Source organism: Streptomyces sp. NPDC001832 (assembly GCF_040297265.1).
In the GTDB taxonomy this organism is placed as follows: domain Bacteria; phylum Actinomycetota; class Actinomycetes; order Streptomycetales; family Streptomycetaceae; genus Streptomyces.
Genome location: NZ_JBEOYU010000016.1, coordinates 77519 through 94090, shown reverse-complemented (window position 1 = coordinate 94090; position 16572 = coordinate 77519). Strand labels below are relative to the sequence as shown.

18 protein-coding genes are annotated in these 16572 nt (G+C 69.8%); 9 read left to right on the top strand and 9 right to left on the bottom strand.

All coding sequences use genetic code 11. The annotated features are described in order from the left end of the window. Positions 1 to 407: 407 nt before the first annotated feature. The 6 genes from ABT115_RS15835 to ABT115_RS15810 all read left to right on the top strand — a co-directional run bounded on the left by ABT115_RS15835 (position 408) and on the right by ABT115_RS15810 (position 6370). On the top strand, positions 408 to 1358 hold the full coding sequence (locus ABT115_RS15835; protein WP_351789250.1) for a TauD/TfdA family dioxygenase: 951 nt from the start codon (positions 408 to 410) through the stop codon (positions 1356 to 1358). Continuing rightward, positions 1351 to 2751: an NAD(P)/FAD-dependent oxidoreductase gene (locus tag ABT115_RS15830; protein ID WP_351789248.1), complete on the top strand. Its 1401-nt coding sequence runs from the start codon at positions 1351 to 1353 to the stop codon at positions 2749 to 2751. The genes ABT115_RS15835 and ABT115_RS15830 overlap by 8 nt, the downstream gene beginning before the upstream one ends. Continuing rightward, positions 2748 to 3602, top strand: coding sequence for a phosphopantetheine-binding protein (locus ABT115_RS15825; RefSeq protein ID WP_351789246.1), 855 nt, complete (start codon positions 2748 to 2750; stop codon positions 3600 to 3602). Before ABT115_RS15830 ends, ABT115_RS15825 begins: the two co-directional genes overlap by 4 nt. 84 nt (positions 3603 to 3686) lie before the next feature. Continuing rightward, the gene (locus tag ABT115_RS15820) at positions 3687 to 4190 is read left to right on the top strand and encodes an NUDIX domain-containing protein (RefSeq protein WP_351789244.1); all 504 of its coding nucleotides are present in this window, start codon (positions 3687 to 3689) and stop codon (positions 4188 to 4190) included. Between the two features lie 57 nt (positions 4191 to 4247). Beyond that, complete coding sequence (locus ABT115_RS15815) at positions 4248 to 5360, top strand: DegT/DnrJ/EryC1/StrS family aminotransferase (protein ID WP_351789242.1); 1113 nt, start codon at positions 4248 to 4250, stop codon at positions 5358 to 5360. Further along, positions 5357 to 6370 carry a Gfo/Idh/MocA family protein gene (locus ABT115_RS15810; RefSeq protein ID WP_351789239.1) on the top strand — a complete coding sequence of 338 codons (1014 nt, stop codon included), beginning with the start codon at positions 5357 to 5359 and terminating at the stop codon, positions 6368 to 6370. Before ABT115_RS15815 ends, ABT115_RS15810 begins: the two co-directional genes overlap by 4 nt. 142 nt (positions 6371 to 6512) lie before the next feature. On the opposite strand, the gene ABT115_RS15805 is transcribed toward ABT115_RS15810, so the two are convergent. The 4 genes from ABT115_RS15805 to ABT115_RS15790 form a co-directional block, all read right to left on the bottom strand. Continuing rightward, entirely contained in the window at positions 6513 to 6686 is a 174-nt protein-coding gene (locus tag ABT115_RS15805; protein WP_351789237.1) for a hypothetical protein, read from the bottom strand. Positions 6687 to 6859: 173 nt separating this feature from the next. Next, positions 6860 to 7021: a hypothetical protein gene (locus ABT115_RS15800; protein WP_351789234.1), complete on the bottom strand. Its 162-nt coding sequence runs from the start codon at positions 7019 to 7021 to the stop codon at positions 6860 to 6862. Between the two features lie 173 nt (positions 7022 to 7194). Further along, entirely contained in the window at positions 7195 to 8664 is a 1470-nt protein-coding gene (locus ABT115_RS15795; protein ID WP_351789231.1) for a hypothetical protein, read from the bottom strand. A gap of 166 nt (positions 8665 to 8830) precedes the next feature. Beyond that, complete coding sequence (locus ABT115_RS15790) at positions 8831 to 9070, bottom strand: hypothetical protein (RefSeq protein WP_351789228.1); 240 nt, start codon at positions 9068 to 9070, stop codon at positions 8831 to 8833. Positions 9071 to 9776: 706 nt separating this feature from the next. On the opposite strand from ABT115_RS15790, the gene ABT115_RS15785 reads away from it, so the two are divergent. Then, a complete protein-coding gene (locus tag ABT115_RS15785) occupies positions 9777 to 9902 on the top strand; it encodes a hypothetical protein (protein WP_351789225.1) in 126 nt (41 codons plus the stop codon). 66 nt (positions 9903 to 9968) lie between these two features. Here ABT115_RS15785 and ABT115_RS15780 read toward each other — a convergent pair whose 3' ends face one another. Continuing rightward, entirely contained in the window at positions 9969 to 10604 is a 636-nt protein-coding gene (locus ABT115_RS15780; protein ID WP_351789222.1) for a GNAT family N-acetyltransferase, read from the bottom strand. A 293-nt stretch (positions 10605 to 10897) separates the two neighbouring features. Then, positions 10898 to 12259, bottom strand: a complete 1362-nt coding sequence (locus ABT115_RS15775; RefSeq protein WP_351789219.1) for an NsdA family TPR-like regulatory protein — start codon at positions 12257 to 12259, stop codon at positions 10898 to 10900. Between the two features lie 222 nt (positions 12260 to 12481). Here ABT115_RS15775 and ABT115_RS15770 point away from each other — a divergent pair, with 222 nt between their 5' ends. Continuing rightward, a complete protein-coding gene (locus ABT115_RS15770) occupies positions 12482 to 13780 on the top strand; it encodes a radical SAM family protein (RefSeq protein ID WP_351789216.1) in 1299 nt (432 codons plus the stop codon). Between the two features lie 213 nt (positions 13781 to 13993). Here ABT115_RS15770 and ABT115_RS15765 read toward each other — a convergent pair whose 3' ends face one another. Together ABT115_RS15765 and ABT115_RS15760 are read right to left on the bottom strand one after the other, a co-directional pair. Further along, positions 13994 to 15232: an MFS transporter gene (locus ABT115_RS15765; protein ID WP_351789213.1), complete on the bottom strand. Its 1239-nt coding sequence runs from the start codon at positions 15230 to 15232 to the stop codon at positions 13994 to 13996. Positions 15233 to 15593: 361 nt separating this feature from the next. Next, positions 15594 to 15911: a SidA/IucD/PvdA family monooxygenase gene (locus ABT115_RS15760; RefSeq protein ID WP_351789211.1), complete on the bottom strand. Its 318-nt coding sequence runs from the start codon at positions 15909 to 15911 to the stop codon at positions 15594 to 15596. Here ABT115_RS15760 and ABT115_RS15755 point away from each other — a divergent pair. After that, positions 15900 to 16244 carry a hypothetical protein gene (locus ABT115_RS15755; protein ID WP_351789208.1) on the top strand — a complete coding sequence of 115 codons (345 nt, stop codon included), beginning with the start codon at positions 15900 to 15902 and terminating at the stop codon, positions 16242 to 16244. The genes ABT115_RS15760 and ABT115_RS15755 overlap by 12 nt on opposite strands. Before the next feature lie 19 nt (positions 16245 to 16263). Here the strand turns inward: ABT115_RS15755 and ABT115_RS15750 are convergent, their stop codons facing one another. Next, positions 16264 to 16491 (bottom strand): DUF6207 family protein, encoded by a 228-nt coding sequence (locus ABT115_RS15750; RefSeq protein ID WP_351789205.1) that lies wholly within the window; start codon positions 16489 to 16491, stop codon positions 16264 to 16266. Between the last annotated feature and the right edge of the window lie 81 nt (positions 16492 to 16572).

Sequence of the window (16572 nt, the reverse complement as noted above, 5' to 3'; positions counted from 1 at the left end):
GGAGGGGCGGTCGCCGCGCATCCAGGGGTAGCCGGTCTTGCAGTGCAGCGGAACGGAGCCGCGCCGGGCCCGGTGCTGGTTGACCCGGGCGATCAGCTGTTCGGGGCCCCAGCCGAGTCTGGCGAGCTCGTCGCGTAATGGGTTCGGTTCTGGCTCACGGTCCACCGGGATCCCCCCGCTGCGGTACGGCTCCTGATCGGACGTTAGCACCGGGATCCCCTGCCCTGGCAGGGGGTGATGAGGCTTGGCCGGTGTAGTTACACCCCCTGGTGGGGCTGCACCGCACCGGTGTCCTGCACCCGCTCCACCGCATCCACCCCACGTCCCTCTGGTCCCCTGACCGGTCGCGGCGCTGTCCTGGAGGGGCCGGGCAGCGGGCCCGGTCCACGAGACAAATGAGGTGCGTGATGACGCGGGTTGAAGATCCGGTTCGGGTGGTGCTGCCGAGGACGCTCGCGGTCTCGCTGGCCGCGGCTTGCACGACGCAGATGGAAGAGCATCGGTGGAGCGCGGGGAACGTGGAGGCCGCCCGCCGCGTGCTCACCGGTGGTGGCGCGGAGGTGTTGCTGGGAGCACTGGCCGAGCGACTGGACCGTGGCTGCCTGTCCTCGCCGGGCTGGGCGTTACTGGCGCTGCCCGCCACGCTGGGGGATGAGGAGCTGCAGGTGGCCGCCGCCGGTGTGCTGGCCGCGCTCGGCCGCCCGTTCTTCTCCATCCGGCAGGGGGATGGCCGGCTGTGGATCGGGGAGGAGACCAGCTCGGCGAAGGACAGGGCGTCGTTCGGCGGTACGGGCGCGCAGGCCCTGCACATCGACGCCCCGAACGTGCAATGCGTCCCGGAGTACACGAGTCTGCTGGTGCTCCGAGCCGACCCGGCCGGCGGCGGCGCTTCGTTGCTGGGGGACCTGCGAGCTGCAGTGGCCCGGCTGGATGAGGCCGACCGTGCAGCGCTGCGGGAACCGGTGTTTTTCGAGGGGCAGGCGAAGGGCCTGTGCGGTGTCGGGGAGCTCTGGATGCCGTTCCCTGTGCTGGAGGACAACGAGGACGGACAGCCGGTCTGGGTCCGCTGGGCAGCGAAGATGATCCGCGACCCGCGCAATGCCGGCCGCGCCGCGGTGCTGGAACGCTTCGCCGCGGCGCTGGCGGAAACCACCGTCGCGCTCACCCTGGGACGCGGGCAGCTGCTGGTCGTCGACCAGAGGCGTATCGCTCACGGCCGTACCGCACTCGGACACCAGCAAGGCCTCGCGGACGGTACCCGGCGCTGGATCATGCAGGCCAAAGCGACCTTCGACCCGGCCGCCCCCGCCCACCAGGCCCTGGCCGACGCCGCGGCGGGGAGGCGCAACGATGCCTGAGCTCACGGACGTAGCAGTGGTCGGGACCGGTGTCGTCGGTCTCGCGGTGGCCGTCGAGCTGCTGCACCGCGGCGTGCACGTGACCCTGGTGGGACCGCGGACCGGCGCACACCGCGGACAGGGCACACGGGCAGCCGGTGCGATGCTCTCCACATTCTCCGAACTGGAGCCGCACCACGACGCGCAGCGGGCGGGACTGGAGACGGCCGAGCGGCTGGCCGCCCACAACGCCTACCCGGCGTGGCTGGAGCGGATCGGGGCCATGGGCGGCCAGAAGGTCCAGGCACCGGCCGGAACGTGGGTGCTCGCCCCGGCCGGGCGGCGGTTCAGCCTGGAGCCGATCGCCGAAGCGGCTCGGGCAGCCGGGCACCAGGCCGAGGAGCACGAGGCGTCGAGCATCCCCGGCCTGCGGGCGCCCGCCTCCTCGGCGGGTGCCCTGTGGCTGCCCACGGAGGCCCGCGTCGACAGTGCCGCCCTGATGGAAGCTCTGTCCCTGGCCATCGAGCAGCACCCCCGCGCCACCTGGATATCCCAGCCGGCCGCAGCCGTCGGTGCGGGCACCGTGTCCTGCAGGGGCGGGAAAGCGGTCCGGGCCCGGGATGTGGTCCTGGCCGCAGGGTGCGGCATCCCAGGGCTGCTGCCGGATCGGGGCCACCCAGTGGGCGTGCCCCCGATCCTGGCCGGCCGCGGGGTCAGCGCCCGTCTGAACGCCCCGGCGATGAAACTGGAACACGTGGTGCGCACGCCGAACGCGGCGTTCGCCTGCGGAACCCACCTGGTCACGCGTACGGACGGCACCCTGTATCTCGGCGGAACGAACCGGCTGACCCTGGACGCCGACCCCGACCAGCCCCCCGGCCTGGACGAGGTCGCCGTGCTCGCCACCGACTCCGCCGCGCTCATGGACCCCCGCCTCGGAGCGGCCACCCTCCAGGACGCCCGTACGGGGCTGCGCCCCTACACCCTGGACCACCTGCCGCTGGTCGGCCGTACCGGCGAACCGTCCATCCTGCTGGCCACTGCCACCTACCGGTGCGGGGTGCTGCTGGCCCCACGCTTGGCCGAGCTCGTCGCCGACGAGATCACCACACCGGGCAGCCTCGACACCCACCCCTACCGGGCACAGCGGCCAATGCCGGCCCCGCACATCGACGACGTCCTCGCCCAAGGAGCTGCCCGGGGACTGCTGGAACACCTGTTGCAGGGAGGCGGGCACCTCTCGCTCTCCCAGCAGGCCGAGTTCACCGCCTTCACCAGCCTGGCGCTGCGCGCCCTGCTGGGAGAGGACTCGAAGGCCGGCGCCGCGATGCGGCGGCTGTGGGACCGGGCCCCGGTCATCGAAGCCGTACCGTCGCTGTTCGCGCTCGCCCGCCGCCTGGAGGCACTGCGGTGACCGCCGCAGACCAGCGCCTCGTGGAGCAGGTCCTGGGCGCGCTCCGGCACATCCGCCCCGGCACCGCTCCGGGGCCGGACACCGACTTCCGCGACCTCGGGCTCGACTCTCTGGACCGGCTCACCCTGGCAGTGACCGTCGAACGGGCCACCGGCCTTGCCGTCCCCGGCCCGACCCTCTCCGACGCCGCCACTCCCGCCGACCTGGCCAGCCGCCTGCCCGCCACCGACAGGAGCGCTCCCGTGCATCAGGACCACCGTTCCGACCCCCCGGAACTGGGGTGGTTCGACGCCGAAGCGAGCGTCGGAGAAGGCACACGTCTGTGGCACCAGTCCCAGGTCGCCGACGGCGCGGTTGTCGGCGCCGACTGCACCTTGGGCAAGGGATCCTTCATCGGTGCCGGCAGCACCATCGGCGACCGCGTGAAGATCGGGAACTACTCCAACGTATTCGGTGCGGATGTGGGCGACGAGGCGATGATCTGCCCCGGCGCGCTCGTCCTGGAGGATCCGGCCCCGCGGGCCACCACCCCCGACGGGCGGCGCAAGGGCCCCGAGGACTGGACCCGTCACCCCGTCACCATCGGTACCGGGGCCACGATCGGTGCTGCGGCCGTCATCGCGCCCGGCGTCACCGTCGGCCCGCACGCACTGGTCGCGCTCGGCGCAGTCGTCATGCGCGACGTCCCCGCCCACGGCCTGGTGATCGGAAACCCCGCTCGACAGGTCGGCTGGGTATGCCGGTGCGGCCACTCCCTGGACGCGGCGCTGCGCTGCACCGACTGCCCGCGTACCTACCGGCGCGACGGCGACGAACTGGCCGCCGAACACCAGCCCGGGCCACTGGAGTGAGAATCACACCAGTTTGTCACTGTTCTGTGCCAGACAGGTGACGCTCTCCGAGCTGTGCGAGCGGCACGGATAGCGTCCCGCTCCATGAGCACCGCGCATCTGCCTCCCGCCGAGTACTACGCCACCCTCCCCAAGATCATTGGTGGGGCAGGAGCGGCCATCCGCGACAAGGCCGGACGGTTCCTCCTGGTGAAACCGTCCTACCGCGACTACTGGGAAGTCCCGGGCGGCGGGCTAGACCTGGGCGAGGACCCGAGGCGAGCATTCCAGCGCGAAATCAAGGAGGAGCTGGGCATCGACCTCACCCCGGGCCGGCTGCTGGTCGTCGACTGGGTACCCGAACAGCCCGACGGCCGCCCCCCGCTCGTCAACTTCATCTTCGACGGCGGCCTGACCACCAAGGAACAGGCCCAACAACAAGTGCGCCTCGACAACGACGAACTGACCGAGTGGACGCTGGCAGCACCCGAGGAATGGGACACCCTCCTCCCACCCCACATGGCCCGCCGCCTCCACGCCTGCGCCCGCGCCCTGAGCCACAACACCACCCTCTACCTGCACCACGGATTCGCCCCCACCCAGACCTGACGCCCCGCCGCCCCTTCCGGTCGCGGCGCCTGGCGTCCACCGGAAGGGACCCCCTTCGTGAACACACCACCGATCCCGGTCGCCGCGCCGCGCCTGGACGCGGACGACATCGCCTCTGCCGTCCGCGTCCTTGAATCCGGCCACCTAGTCCAGGGCCCCGAAGTCGCCGCGTTCGAGGACGAGTTCGCCGAACTGGTCGACGGCCGCCACTGCATCGCGGTCAACTCCGGGACTTCCGCACTCTGGCTCACCCTCCTCGCCCTGGGCATCGGCCCCGGCGACGAGGTCATCGTGCCCTCCTTCACCTTCGCCGCCACGGCCGCCGCGGTCCGGCTCACCGGCGCCACGCCGGTCTTCGCCGACATCGCCCCGGACACCTTCTGTCTGGACCCCGACGCCGTCCGGGCCGCGATCACGCCCCGCACCGCCGCAGTCATCCCCGTCCACCTCTTCGGACACCCCGCCGCGATGGACGACCTCACCAAGCTCGCCTGCCGGCACCGTCTCGCTCTCGTAGAGGACGCCGCGCAGGCCCACGGCGCCACACTCGGCGGACGACCGGCCGGCACCTTCGGAACCGCGGGCTGCTTCAGCTTCTATCCGACGAAGAACATGCAGTCGATCGAGGGCGGCTTAATCACCACCGCCGACCCGTTTCTGGCCCGCACGCTGCGACTGCTGCGCAACCAGGGCATGGAACGGCGCTACCACCACAGAATCGTCGGCACCAATGCCCGGATGAACGATGTCAGCGCCGCCATCGCCCGCAGCCAGCTCCGCCGACTCCCGGCCCTGACCGAATACCGGCGAGCGAACGCCTCCCACCTCAGCAAACACCTCACCGACTTGCCGGGGCTGACCCTGCCCACCACAGCGAAGGGAGCCGGTCACGTCTGGCACCAGTACACCGTGCGCATCGGCCCCGGCCTCGGCGACCGCGACACCTTCGCCCACAATCTGCAGCGGGCAGGGATCGCCACCAGCGTCCACTACCCCATCCCGCTCCACCGCTCACTCGCCTACGCCACCGCCATCGACCTCCCGCACACCGACGCCGCCGCCGACCAGGTGCTGTCCCTGCCGGTCCACACCGGGCTGACCACCACACAGATCGACGACGTCGCCCAGGCCGTGACCACACTGGCCCAAGCCGCGGAGCGTGCCGCATGAACGCGCTGAGGGCCGGACTGATCGGACTGGGCCGGATGGGCCGCCACCACGCCCGGGTCCTGCGAACCCTGGACGGCACCGAACTGGTCGGCGCGCTCGATCCACACGGCGACCGCTACCGCGCCGCCGACGGCATACCCATTGTCGCCGACCTGGACGCACTGCTACGGATCGGCCTCGACTACGCGGTACTGGCCTGCCCCACGCTGCTGCACGAACCGCTGGGCATCGCCCTCGCCGCAGCCGGCGTCCCCACCCTCATCGAGAAACCGCTCGCAAGTGACCCCGACTCAGCCCGGCGGCTCGCCCAGGCATTCCACACCGCCACAGTCCCGGCCGCCGTCGGATACATCGAACGCTTCAACCCCGCACTGATCGCGCTACGCCAGCGGCTGGAAGCCGGCCAGCTCGGGGACGTGTTCTCGGTCGCCACCCGCCGTACCGGCCCCTACCCGGTACGGGTCACCGACGTCGGAGTCATCCACGACCTGGCCACCCACGACCTCGACCTGACCGCATGGATCACTGGCACCCACTACACCTCGATCGCTGCCCGCACCGCCCACCGCAGCGGCCGTCCCCACGAAGACCTCCTCGCAGCCCTCGGCCAGCTGACCGACGGCACCATCACCCACCACCAAGTCAACTGGGTCTCCCCGCTCAAAGAACGGACCACCATCGTCACCGGCGAACACGGCATCCTCGCCGCCGACACCCTCACCACCGACCTCACCTACTGGGCCAACGGCTCCACCCACACCCACTGGGAGGCCCTCGCCGCATTCCGCGGCGTCACCGAAGGCGACGTCACCCGCTACGCGATACCCAAACAAGAACCCCTGATCGCCGAACACGAAGCCTTCCGCGACATGCTCCTCGGCCACAGCCACCGCAAGGCGACCCTCCACGACGGCCTGCACGCAGTCCTCGCCGCCCACGCAGCCCTGCAAGCCTCCCGTAATGGCGCCACTACAGCCGTCCCATCCCTCATCGACCTTGGAGCAGCTTGATCACCTTGTCCGCCACCGAAGGGACGTCGTGCTCGGCATTCCACCGGCCATGGTCGATGAGCGACCATGGCCGGAGTGGTTGGCCGAGGATCCCCTTCAGCGGCCCGCGCCCAGGCCCTGGACGCTCCTCGGCGCCTTCACGTTACTGACCCGAACTCGCAGGGAGCGCCGCCGTGGATGCCACGCACAGGGAACTCGTCCTCATCGCCAGCGGCACGCTGACCGCCACGCTGCTCAACTGGATCACGCCGACCTCGTGGCCGCCGGCCAGCTCACCACCGGGCGGCGCCTCGGCGAAGCCGCCAAGGTTGGCCAAGAGGGCAGCGGTAACGCAACTTGTTGAAAGAGGCCCCGCCGGTGGTGTCCTCCACCGCCGTGCCATCTGCGCGGGACGACGTCCAGACGACCGGTCTCCGCGTCGAACGTTACCGACGACGGCGAGCACGAGGCGGTCTGGAAGCTGCTGACCGAAGCGCGCTCGCGTGACGGTCAGCTGCCACCCATGCGCCTGCACGGTCCGGCTGTCTGCCGAGGTGACCCCTGGGATCCGAGCGGGCCGCGGGCGGGGTCGTCGATGTAGGCGTGCCAGTCGGCGTGGTACTCGGCCCGCGTGATCAGCACGGGCGCGGCGGTGGGGCTTTCGTGCGTCATGCGGACTCCGTAGGGCGTCCGGCGGGAGTCCTTGCCGAACTTGCCGGTTCTGATGTGCAGTTCGCTGGAACAAGGCGACCGCCTTCTGCCAGCAATGTTTGGCAATCGAGTCCTGGCCGGTCCTCCGGGGCACCATCCTGGGGTCATGCTTTGAGTTTGAGTGACTGCGTCGCTCAAACGCGGGATGGTTCAGCCCTGTAGGCCGTGATGGCCTGCTGAAGGGTGGCCGCCTTAAAGCCGAGCACGCGCGGCTGGCCGGGGTGGGTCCGGACCAGGCCCTTGTCGGGCCGGGTGACGTTGACGCGGGTCAGGAGCCTGACGAGTTGGCCGGCCATGTCGGAGGCATCGCGGAAGACCGGCGTCTGCTGCTGCAGGGTGGCGAACAGAGCCTGGCTGGAGACTACTTCCTGATCACTTTGGCGGGCGGCGTCGTAGGCGCGGAGCAGGAGATCGGGAACTGAGTCCTGGCCGTTTGCCGGTGAGGGAACGGCGGGCAGTCCGGCCCTCATGTAGGAGCCGTCGCGGAGCTGACGCAGCACATCGGCGTCTGCCCAGTGGGTGAGCCAGGTGCGCACCTGGGCATCCACTACCGTGTAGTGCTCTTGTCCGAGTCGGTGGACCAGGGTGGCGTGGTTGATGCCGACGACGCCTGTCTCCTCGATGATTTCCAGTGCCCGCTCCCGAGCTGTCTCGGACCGGCTGCCGTCTGCGATATTGGGAAGTGTGGCCTGTTCGTGTGTTGGTGAGTTGACCTTCGAGGTGGTGCCCGGCTGCTGGTTGCGCGTCACGCGCTCGTTGTACGCGTAGATGGCCTGCCCGAGCGTCTCAGCTGTATACCCGGGCATGCGTGGTCCTGTCGGTCCGTTCCCGTAGCGCGAGGTGACCTTTCCGCGGTTGGGCCGGATGACGTCGACCTCGCGCAGCATGCCGCACAGTTCGCCGCCGACGACGTTGACGTTCTCCTCCAGCGCGGCGGCCAGGTCACGGGTTGTCATCTCCTTACGCGGTGCCCCGGACACGATTTGGTAGGCACGGCGCAGCAGCAGCGGAGCGTGCTCTCCCGTGGCGAGTGTCGGACTGTGCGCTGCCTGTGCGCTGTGCAGGTATCGTTCGGCGCCGATGAGCATGATCTCACCGCTCGTGCTCCAATCCTTCAACCAGGCCCGGACCTGTTCGTCGGTGGTCGTCCGGCCCTCGGAGGCCAGCACGCGCATAAGGGTTCCTACCGTGATGCCGGAGGGCCAGCGCACACTGCGTACGATTTCCAGTGCCCGAGCCTGGTCGCACGGCTTCTCGACAGGTGGCTGCTGTGCCGTGTGGTCGCCTTGAGTCGGGACCCGGCCATGCGTTTGCTCGTTCTCTTCCACTTCGGCTGTGTCGGGGGAGACTGGGAACGCGTGCGGCTGGGAGGCGGCAGCAGCCGATGTCAGTCCCGCGGGCGCATCGCTGGTGTCGTCCACCGCGACGAGCAGACGGCCGATCTCGGCCGCGGCGATTCCCTCCGCCAGCAGTACGCCGGTTAAGTGTCCGATCCTGCGGCTCTCCTCCTCGGCCGCAGCCCACAGCTTACGCGCCGCACGCGAAGCCTTGTTGTGCTGGTCGATACAACTGGACAGTTCATGCAACGGGTTGTCGTGTTCCACACCGGACAAACGGTGCAGACGCCCGGGAGGGTACGCTCCGTGCCCCGATCACCGCGGTAGATACCTCGACCAAGGGCTCCTCAGCAAGAAGCTGCGGCCCAGGCTTCATACAAGGGCTGCGAGGCTCGCCCAGCAGGGTACCTGTGCAGGCGAGATGACTGATGGTCTACGTCAGTGCGGCCCGGCCGGCGTCGGTCACCTCGACCAGGTCGGGCCATAGCTCGATCGGCGCTCGGTACAAGTCGAACTGGTGGGCCTGCCACACCACCCTGTCCGGGTGCTCCTCGCCGACGCTCACGTCGAAGTTCGGCGGGTAGATGATGTGGAAGAAATCCGAAGCCGCGACCGGTTCACTGGCCTCGGTGATCAAACGGAGAATTTCGCGTTCATCCTGGTTCAACGTCACAACGGACAGCGTAGGCGCCGGTGTTCGTGTCCATGGGGCCAACACGGCCCTAATCGGCGTGCTCAGTCCGGGCATGGCCCGGGTCGGCCACTGGCACGTCCGGCGCGATGCGCCGCCCGCCATCGTTCAACCGTGTCGCGTCGAATGCCGGTCAACTGGTGGATCGCGGATGCTGGAACAGCCGCGCCTGCTCCAGCTGTGACGTACTCCCTGATCTGCCGCGTCGTCTCCCGCTCGGCTTCCTGCTGCTGCCGACGGATAGAACCGAACGCACCGAGGACTGCCTCATGTGGGGCTGCGGTCATGGCCGAACAGTATCCGGGCACGCACGCCTGCCGGTCCCAGACAGACGACAATTGAGTGTCGGACCACTCGGGGTGAATCGGTCCGGGCCGCCGGCGGGCAGGAAGACACCCCACGACTTCGCGCCGCGCACCTCGACCTCGGGTGCTGTCGGGGTGTCGTACCAGAGCGCGAGGGACGAGGCGGCGGCATCCTGCATGTTCAGCCCGTGCTCGGCTGCACGGATCCGCAGGTCGCGGCGTAGCTCAGGGGTTCACAAGCAGTTTTTCGCGCGCACCTTCGGCGCCGGGATGGGTCATGGCGAGCAAATTACCAGGCGATCAAGGGCGGGTGCGGGAGGTGGTCCGCCCCGACACTGGGAAAGGCCCTCGGGGAGCATTCGATCGTCGGGGGCGGTCACGCGGTGCGGTCCAGACGGGGCGCGGTGGCCGGCGTGATGGTGGTGAGTCCGGCCCGTTCGGCCCGGACCAACTACGCAGCAGCGCTGGAGATGCTGGCCGGGTTGCCTGAGCTCTTCCTCGGCGCGTGACCGCTCACCGCGGCGGCCGCGGTGAGCGGTCACGAGGCGCCGCACTCCCGTGCCAAGGCCTCGGCGTTAGATCGTGCGGGAGAACATCTGCTCGCCGGGGAGCGGTGAGGCGCCGACGTCGGGGTGCCTGGAACTGCCAGGGAGGATGACTGGCTCGCCCGGGGGGTGAATGGCGAACCCGTGGCGCCGGTAGAACCGGGCCAGGGTGGCGTCCCCTGCGGTGAACTGCCCGTACGCCAAGAACGCGCGGTGATCACGGTGGATTGCCAAGGCCTTGGTGAGGAGGGCGGAGGCGATGCCCTGGCGGCGGTAGTCGTCTGCGACGGCCAGAGCACGGAGCTTGACGTAAGCCATGGCGGTGGCTCCCAGGGCAACGGAGTCTGCTCCGCTGCGCTCCATGCCGCTGAGGACGGACAGGGGCGGGATGCTGGACAAGATGCCGACGATGCGCGCGGTGGGCGTGTGTTCGGCGACCAGGAAGACGAACCGTCCGGTTTGGAACTGGCTGGTGAACGGGCCGCCTTCGTCGATGGCTTCGCGCATGGCCTCGCGGTCGTCGAAGTCGCCGTGCCCTTCCATGGCAAGCGCGGCGAGATCGGTGAAGGCCGTGCCTTCTCCGGGGCGGGTCTCTCTGATCTGGATGTTGTCGGGCAGTTCGTCGGGGCGGCGGCGTCGGGGCTTGCCAAGCTTGTGTCGTCCCACGGGCGTCCTCTCAGGTTGGGGTAGGCCGTGTGACCGCGCTGGTCACCAGAGGTACCTGGTGACCAGCGGAGGAACGGTTACCAGTAGGGCGGAAGACCGTACTTGTTGAGGGCTAAGGCGGTCATCGCGCCACTGGAGACGAGGATGATGGCTGATTTCTTTCGGCCCGGGGGCTCCCAGGGGCGCGCTCGAATCCTTCGCCCGATCTCCATGGGCTCTTGTCACACAGAGGCCGCAGGCGGCCGGGCAGGTCACAGGGTAGGTCCAGCACCGGCTACGCAGGGGGCCGCAGATCAGGAGACGGCGGCGAGGACGGGCCTTGCGCGCCCGATGAGCTCCGCGACCCCGCGGGCGCGGCGGTAGGGGCCCAGGCCGGAGACCAGGTGCGCGAGGTGGCTGACGCAGCGGGGGGAGTCGACCTCGCCGGTCAGTGAGTCGATGGCGCGGTGGCCGTGGACGAGGGCTTGGGTGAGGTCCGGTTGGGGCTGCTGTTGGTAGGTGGTGGCCAGAAGGACATCGCGCAGTGCCTGTTCGCGGGAGTAGTCCGATTCCTGTGGCTGGAGGCTGCGGTGCAGGTGGTGGCGGGCGCGGGGGTGGTCGCCGATGGTGAGGTAGCAGTATCCGGCCTGGGCGTGGGCCTGGCGGTCGGTCATCCAGTAGCTCCAGGACGGTGCGCCGTACGAGGGTGTGGCGGTGCTGTCCAGGGCGGTGAAGGCGTCGTCGATCGCGCGGCGGGTGTCGGTTGTCCGCCGGGTCTTGCTTGCGGTCTGGTCGTTGGCGTACGCCTCGGCGGCGCGCAGGGCCAGGATGGCGCGTACCGGGCCGCTGGCGCCGGGGTAGCCGGTGCGGGCTGTTTCGGCGAGCAGTACGGCTTCCCGGCCGCCGCCCAGGTCCTTGGCCTGGCAGGACATGAAGCCGAGCACGTTGGCGGCGAGCGCTTTGTCTCCCGCTGTGTGGGCGGTGCGCAGGGCGGCCACGAAGTAGCGCTGTGCGAGGGCGTGCTGGGCGGTGTCGAATGCGGTGAATCCGGCCAGTCGGAGTACCTCGGCGGCGGTGGCGTACAGGCGGCGCCCGACGGTGTCGGTGTAGCGGCGGGTGTCCAGCAGTGTGGTGACGTAGCGCAGATGTTCCTGGACCAGGGCCAGCAGTTCCCCGCCGCTGCCGTGGTCGTCCATGCGGCGCAGGCTGGCGGTGATCTCGTCGACGCGGTCGACGAACTCGACGGATATCGCGGTTCCCGTGGTGCGTGCGACAGCCTCGGCGGGGTGGGCGAGGAGCCATTCGTGGGCGGGTGTGGTGATCGAGGTCCCCAGCAGCTGGAGAAAGCGGCGACGGTGCACGGGCCCAGCCTGGGTGAGCGCGTGCAAGGCACGCAAGGCCCCGTCGGCGTCCCAGGTGGTCGGCTCGTCGATGGCCGACAGGTGTTCGGCCGTGTCGTCGTCGGGCCAGCCGAGGTCGGCAGGAGTGACCGGCCGGCCGAGATCCTGGCTGAGCAGCTGTGCGCACAGTGCGGGCCAGGGCGGGCGCGGTACCTCGCCCTTCTTGATCCATTTGTAGGGGGTCTTGACGTGCACGCGCTCCTGGCGGCCCATGGCCGCGGCGTACTTGTTGAGGCGCTGAGCGAACCGGCCGGAGGTCAATCCCGCCTCCGTCACCAGTTTTTCCAGTAATGACGCCTCCGCCATCCGTCCTCCCAGGCCGCTGGTCGTCTTCGCGTGCCGGAAGCGTAACGGCCTCCTGTGACATCCCGCTCCCGGTCCGCTCCCTTCCGCTCCGCATCGCTCCACTCCGCACTCCTGCGGCTGGCCTGTTGGGCGGGGTGGACTGGCACGGCAGCGGCGCCGGTGGTGGCGCCCCGGACACAAAGGACGAGTGCGATGACTCTCTCTGGGACGGACCAGGTCGGCATGGCTCCCGCGTCGTTACCGCTGATGGTGCGCAACCGGCAGCCCTTGGAGACGAGCGACCCCGAGATCACGGCCCGCCTGACCGAATGGTTCTGCCGGGCGCGCGCTTTCATCAGCGACTACCCCCCCGCCGACGACGCGCACCTGCCGGACCCGGACACCAGCCTCTCGCGCACCCAGTTGCTCAGCCTCGCGATCGGCTTCGTCGGCTGCGACACGGCCGAGAAGCGCGACCAGCGCACCTACACCCTCGTCTACACCGACCCGGGTACTGGCAAGCGGAACTTTCAGACCATCTGCATCCCCTACCACGCACCGGCATCACCGATCTGGTTCGAGCGCGACCCCGACGGCGGCCCCGGATGCCAGATCGTGTGGAAACCGACCGGGGAGGTGCTGGCCCGGCCGCTGCTGCATGCCGGGATATTCGGGGCCTCAAACCACTACTACAGCCGGGTCGGCCCGGACCTGGCCGAACTGCCGACCGCCGCGATCGTCAGCCCCTACAGCACGTGCGCCGGGGGCTGCCTGGGCTGCAATCGCAACGAGGTCGGCTCCTGGACACCGCCGCCGCGCGACTACATCGCCCAGCACGTCGCCGCCCTGGCCGGCGACTACGACCGCCGCGGCTGGGACCGCGCAGAGCTGATCAGCGTGAACATTACGACCGGCTGCCAGCCGGACGAGGCCCGCGAGCTGGCCATGATGCTGAAGCTGATCGCCGAGTACCGGCGCCAGGGATTCAGCAACGCGGCCTTCTTCCCGTTCACTTACGCCATCGACTCCCGAGCGGCGATGGACCAGCTGCGCGAGGCAGGCTGCCACGGCTTCATCGGCACCATCGAGTGCGTCAACGACGCCGAACGCCTTCGGCAGTGGGGCCACCAGAAGGGCTCGATCACCTTCGAGCAGCATCTGGCCAAGTACCAGCGGGCACACGAGTCCGGATTCGACGTGGTGGAGACCGACTACGTGCTCGGCGCCGACAGCTACGAGGAGATGCTCCGCGGCGTCGCCGAGCTGTCCGCAGCCAAGGTCGCCGTGGTGCCGAACATCAAGCGCAACTACTCACCGGCACAGCTGAACTCCAACCACGAGGACATCTGGACGATGGGCGGCAGGTACATCGCCGACGGCTTCGCCGCCTGCCTGGACACCTACAACCACGGCACCATCAAGCGGCGGGCCGCCCGCTACTCGGTCGACTACCTCCACCGGCATGGCCGACCGGATGCGACCCTGCGCGACCTGCCGATCCGGCACACCTGATGCTCGACCGCCTGCGGAACCTGCTCCGGCAGGCGCTGACCGTGCACGTCCCCGACCCTGCCGACGCCTGGCGGCTGGCCTACGACACGGCAGAACCCTCCGGGCCCTGCCGCGAGAAGTCCCCGCCCGTGTGCAAGGCACCGCCCAGGCGATAACCGTGCCGGGGTCCGCGTTCTCCCCGACGCGGACCCCGGCACCTGTCGTGTGCGGCCCCTACTGGGCGCGCGCAGCCGCCCCCGGCGGCACCCCGGCACCCGCGCCGGAACTCGCGGACGTGTCCAGGGCCCTGCTGGCGAGCACCACCGTGGTGGAGAGCGTCAGCCATCCCGCCGCGAAGAGGAGCACCGGGCCGCCACCCAGATGCGCGGCGAGCGGCCCGGTCACGGCCAGGCTCGCCGGGAGAGCCACCAGATTGCCCATCTGGGACCAGGCCGCCACCCTCGACCGGGCGGCGTCGGGCACCCGCTGCTGTACCTGCGCGGCCTGCACCGCCAGATACACCGATCCCTGCCCGCCGACCAGCACGGCCAGCGCGCACACCAGCCACAACGGGCCGCCCAGGGCGAGGACGACCAGGTAGGGCACCATCAGGAAGCCGACGGCGAGTCCGGCGACGAGCGGCCGGTGCGGCCGCCACCGCATCGCCACCGCTCCACCGACGATCGAGCCCACCGCCTGCACCACACCGATCGCCGCCCACCCGGCCGCACCGCCGTAGTGCCGCTCGGCCATCAGCAGCCCGGCGACCATGTGCGGGCCGATCACCAACGCCTGTAAGAGGGCCCCGTACACCAGCAGGACAGACAGCCAGCGCATCGAGACGACCAGGCGGGCACCGTCCCGGATCTCGCGCCACAACCCTGTCCGGGCAGCACGGTGAACGGTCGCGGGAATCGGAAGCCCAGCCAGCGACACCGCGCTCACCGCGAACGTCACCGCGTCGACCAGCAGCGCCATCCCCGGCCCCACGCTGGCCACCAGCACACCCGCCACCGAGATCGACAGCACCTTGTTGACGTTGCCGACCATGCCCAGCGCGGCGTTCGCCGCCTGCACCTGATCCTCGTCGACCAGGGACGGCACCAGCCCCGACGCGGCCGGGACGAACAAGGCGGTGCCCACCCCGGCCAGCGCCTGCAACACCACGAGCTCCGCCAGTCCGGCCTGCCCGGTCACCAGCAGCACACCGCTCGCGACCTGGACAGCGCATCGCAGCACATCGGCCCCCACCATCAGCCCCCGGCGCGGCCACCGATCGCCCAACGCCCCGCCGGCCAGCACCAGCACCGCGACCGGGATCCGGTTCGCGGCCAGCACCACGCCGAGCCCGCCGGGCCCGGCAACATCCAGGGCCGCGAACGCGATCGTCAGCGGGACCAGGCTGTCACCGAACATCGACGCCGCCTGGCCGAACAGATACCGACGAAATCGGGTGTGCCGCAGGACACTCATGCGCCACACCCGGCCACACCGTACGGACGGGCAATACCCCGCCGGCGCAGACCGCGGGAATGTGCGACTACATGGGGAGGTTGGGGGACAGCGGCGACATAAAGGTAGCTACTCATGCTGTTCGTTCTCCCATGCCGGCTGCGTCGTCCTGACAGGAATCGGCGCTTTCCGACAGCGGATTTCTGCGTGTGCTAGATGTGCCAGCCGGGTTGACTCCACAGCAGCAGCCGCGTGCGGCAGTCAAAAGGGGCCCTCGCGGCGCTACTGGCAGATGGTGGCGCAGGGAAGGGCTGACGAGCTGTTGAATTGCAGGCAGAGGCGGGTTCCGTGGGTGAAGCCGCGGTTGAGCTTCCACGACCCGTCAGACCACTTCGTCATGCCCGACGTAATCCGGGAGGCGGCGTCCTGCCACCGGGTTGTCCATCAGCTTCCGTCGGGGCGGGGCGCGACGAGCCGGGCGCAGGCGCCGGCGCCGTGCCCGTGCCGAGGCCACCCGCCCGCTGGAGAACCTGCCGCCCCTGCTGGGGCGGGATCGGAAGCCGCCAATGAACGTCCGGCCCACTTCGGCTTGCCCGCCACGGGCTGGCCTTCCGGTCGGATCGACCAGCGTCACGAGGTCCTTCAGCGCGCTGACCTGGAGCCGCGAGTCACTCCAGAGCAAGCCTGGGTGCCACGCCACCGACGGTCTCGCTTCCAGCACCGATATGTCGAGGTCGTCGATCGGATCGGCCAGGGCCGCCGGGCCGACGAGCTACGTGACCCCGGTGATGTCGCTCGGTCCGCGCCCGTCACAGACCGGGAGCTCGAACTTGCTGAGACGTTGATCGGATCACTGCCCGGCATCGAGGAGAGCGAGCTGCAGGATCGGTACGAGCACGCCCTGGAGCAGCTGGTCACGGCGAAACTCAGCGGCGGCAAGCTGGTCGAGCCCCTGGGGCCGGCGGCGCCGGTGGATCTGATGGCGGCGCTGGAGGAAAGCATCCAGGCGGCCCGTGCGAGGCGAGGGCATTGAGCACGTAGCGGCCCGGGAGTCAGTCCGGCGCCGAACCGCCCTCGGACCCACCACGGCGAATATCTGCATACAGCCTCGCCGTCACCCCAGGCTCGCCAGGGACACGGCGAACCCAGCCACCGCCCGACGTTGCCCAGCGCCGACCGAGCGCATCGATCGCGGCCTGGACGGTCTCTTCGTCCGCCGCGGTGAGGTCGAGGACCAGCAGGCCTGGTTCCGAGACGTGAAGAGAGTCGATCTGTTCCATGACCGGGCCGACGCTCCGACAATGGCAGACAGTTCGCCGCTGGTTGCGGTTTCACCCGTACGAGCACTCCAGAGAGCGCAA

What these genes read in the sequence shown, in the direction of transcription:
- ABT115_RS15835 (WP_351789250.1), top strand. Translation starts at nt 408, where the DNA reads ATGACGCGGGTTGAAGATCCGGTTCGGGTGGTGCTGCCGAGGACGCTC.
- ABT115_RS15830 (WP_351789248.1), top strand. Translation starts at nt 1,351, where the DNA reads ATGCCTGAGCTCACGGACGTAGCAGTGGTCGGGACCGGTGTCGTCGGT.
- ABT115_RS15820 (WP_351789244.1), top strand. Translation starts at nt 3,687, where the DNA reads ATGAGCACCGCGCATCTGCCTCCCGCCGAGTACTACGCCACCCTCCCC.
- ABT115_RS15810 (WP_351789239.1), top strand. Translation starts at nt 5,357, where the DNA reads ATGAACGCGCTGAGGGCCGGACTGATCGGACTGGGCCGGATGGGCCGC.
- ABT115_RS15800 (WP_351789234.1), bottom strand. Translation starts at nt 7,021, where the DNA reads ATGACGCACGAAAGCCCCACCGCCGCGCCCGTGCTGATCACGCGGGCC.
- ABT115_RS15770 (WP_351789216.1), top strand. Translation starts at nt 12,482, where the DNA reads ATGACTCTCTCTGGGACGGACCAGGTCGGCATGGCTCCCGCGTCGTTA.
- ABT115_RS15765 (WP_351789213.1), bottom strand. Translation starts at nt 15,232, where the DNA reads ATGAGTGTCCTGCGGCACACCCGATTTCGTCGGTATCTGTTCGGCCAG.
- ABT115_RS15750 (WP_351789205.1), bottom strand. Translation starts at nt 16,491, where the DNA reads ATGGAACAGATCGACTCTCTTCACGTCTCGGAACCAGGCCTGCTGGTC.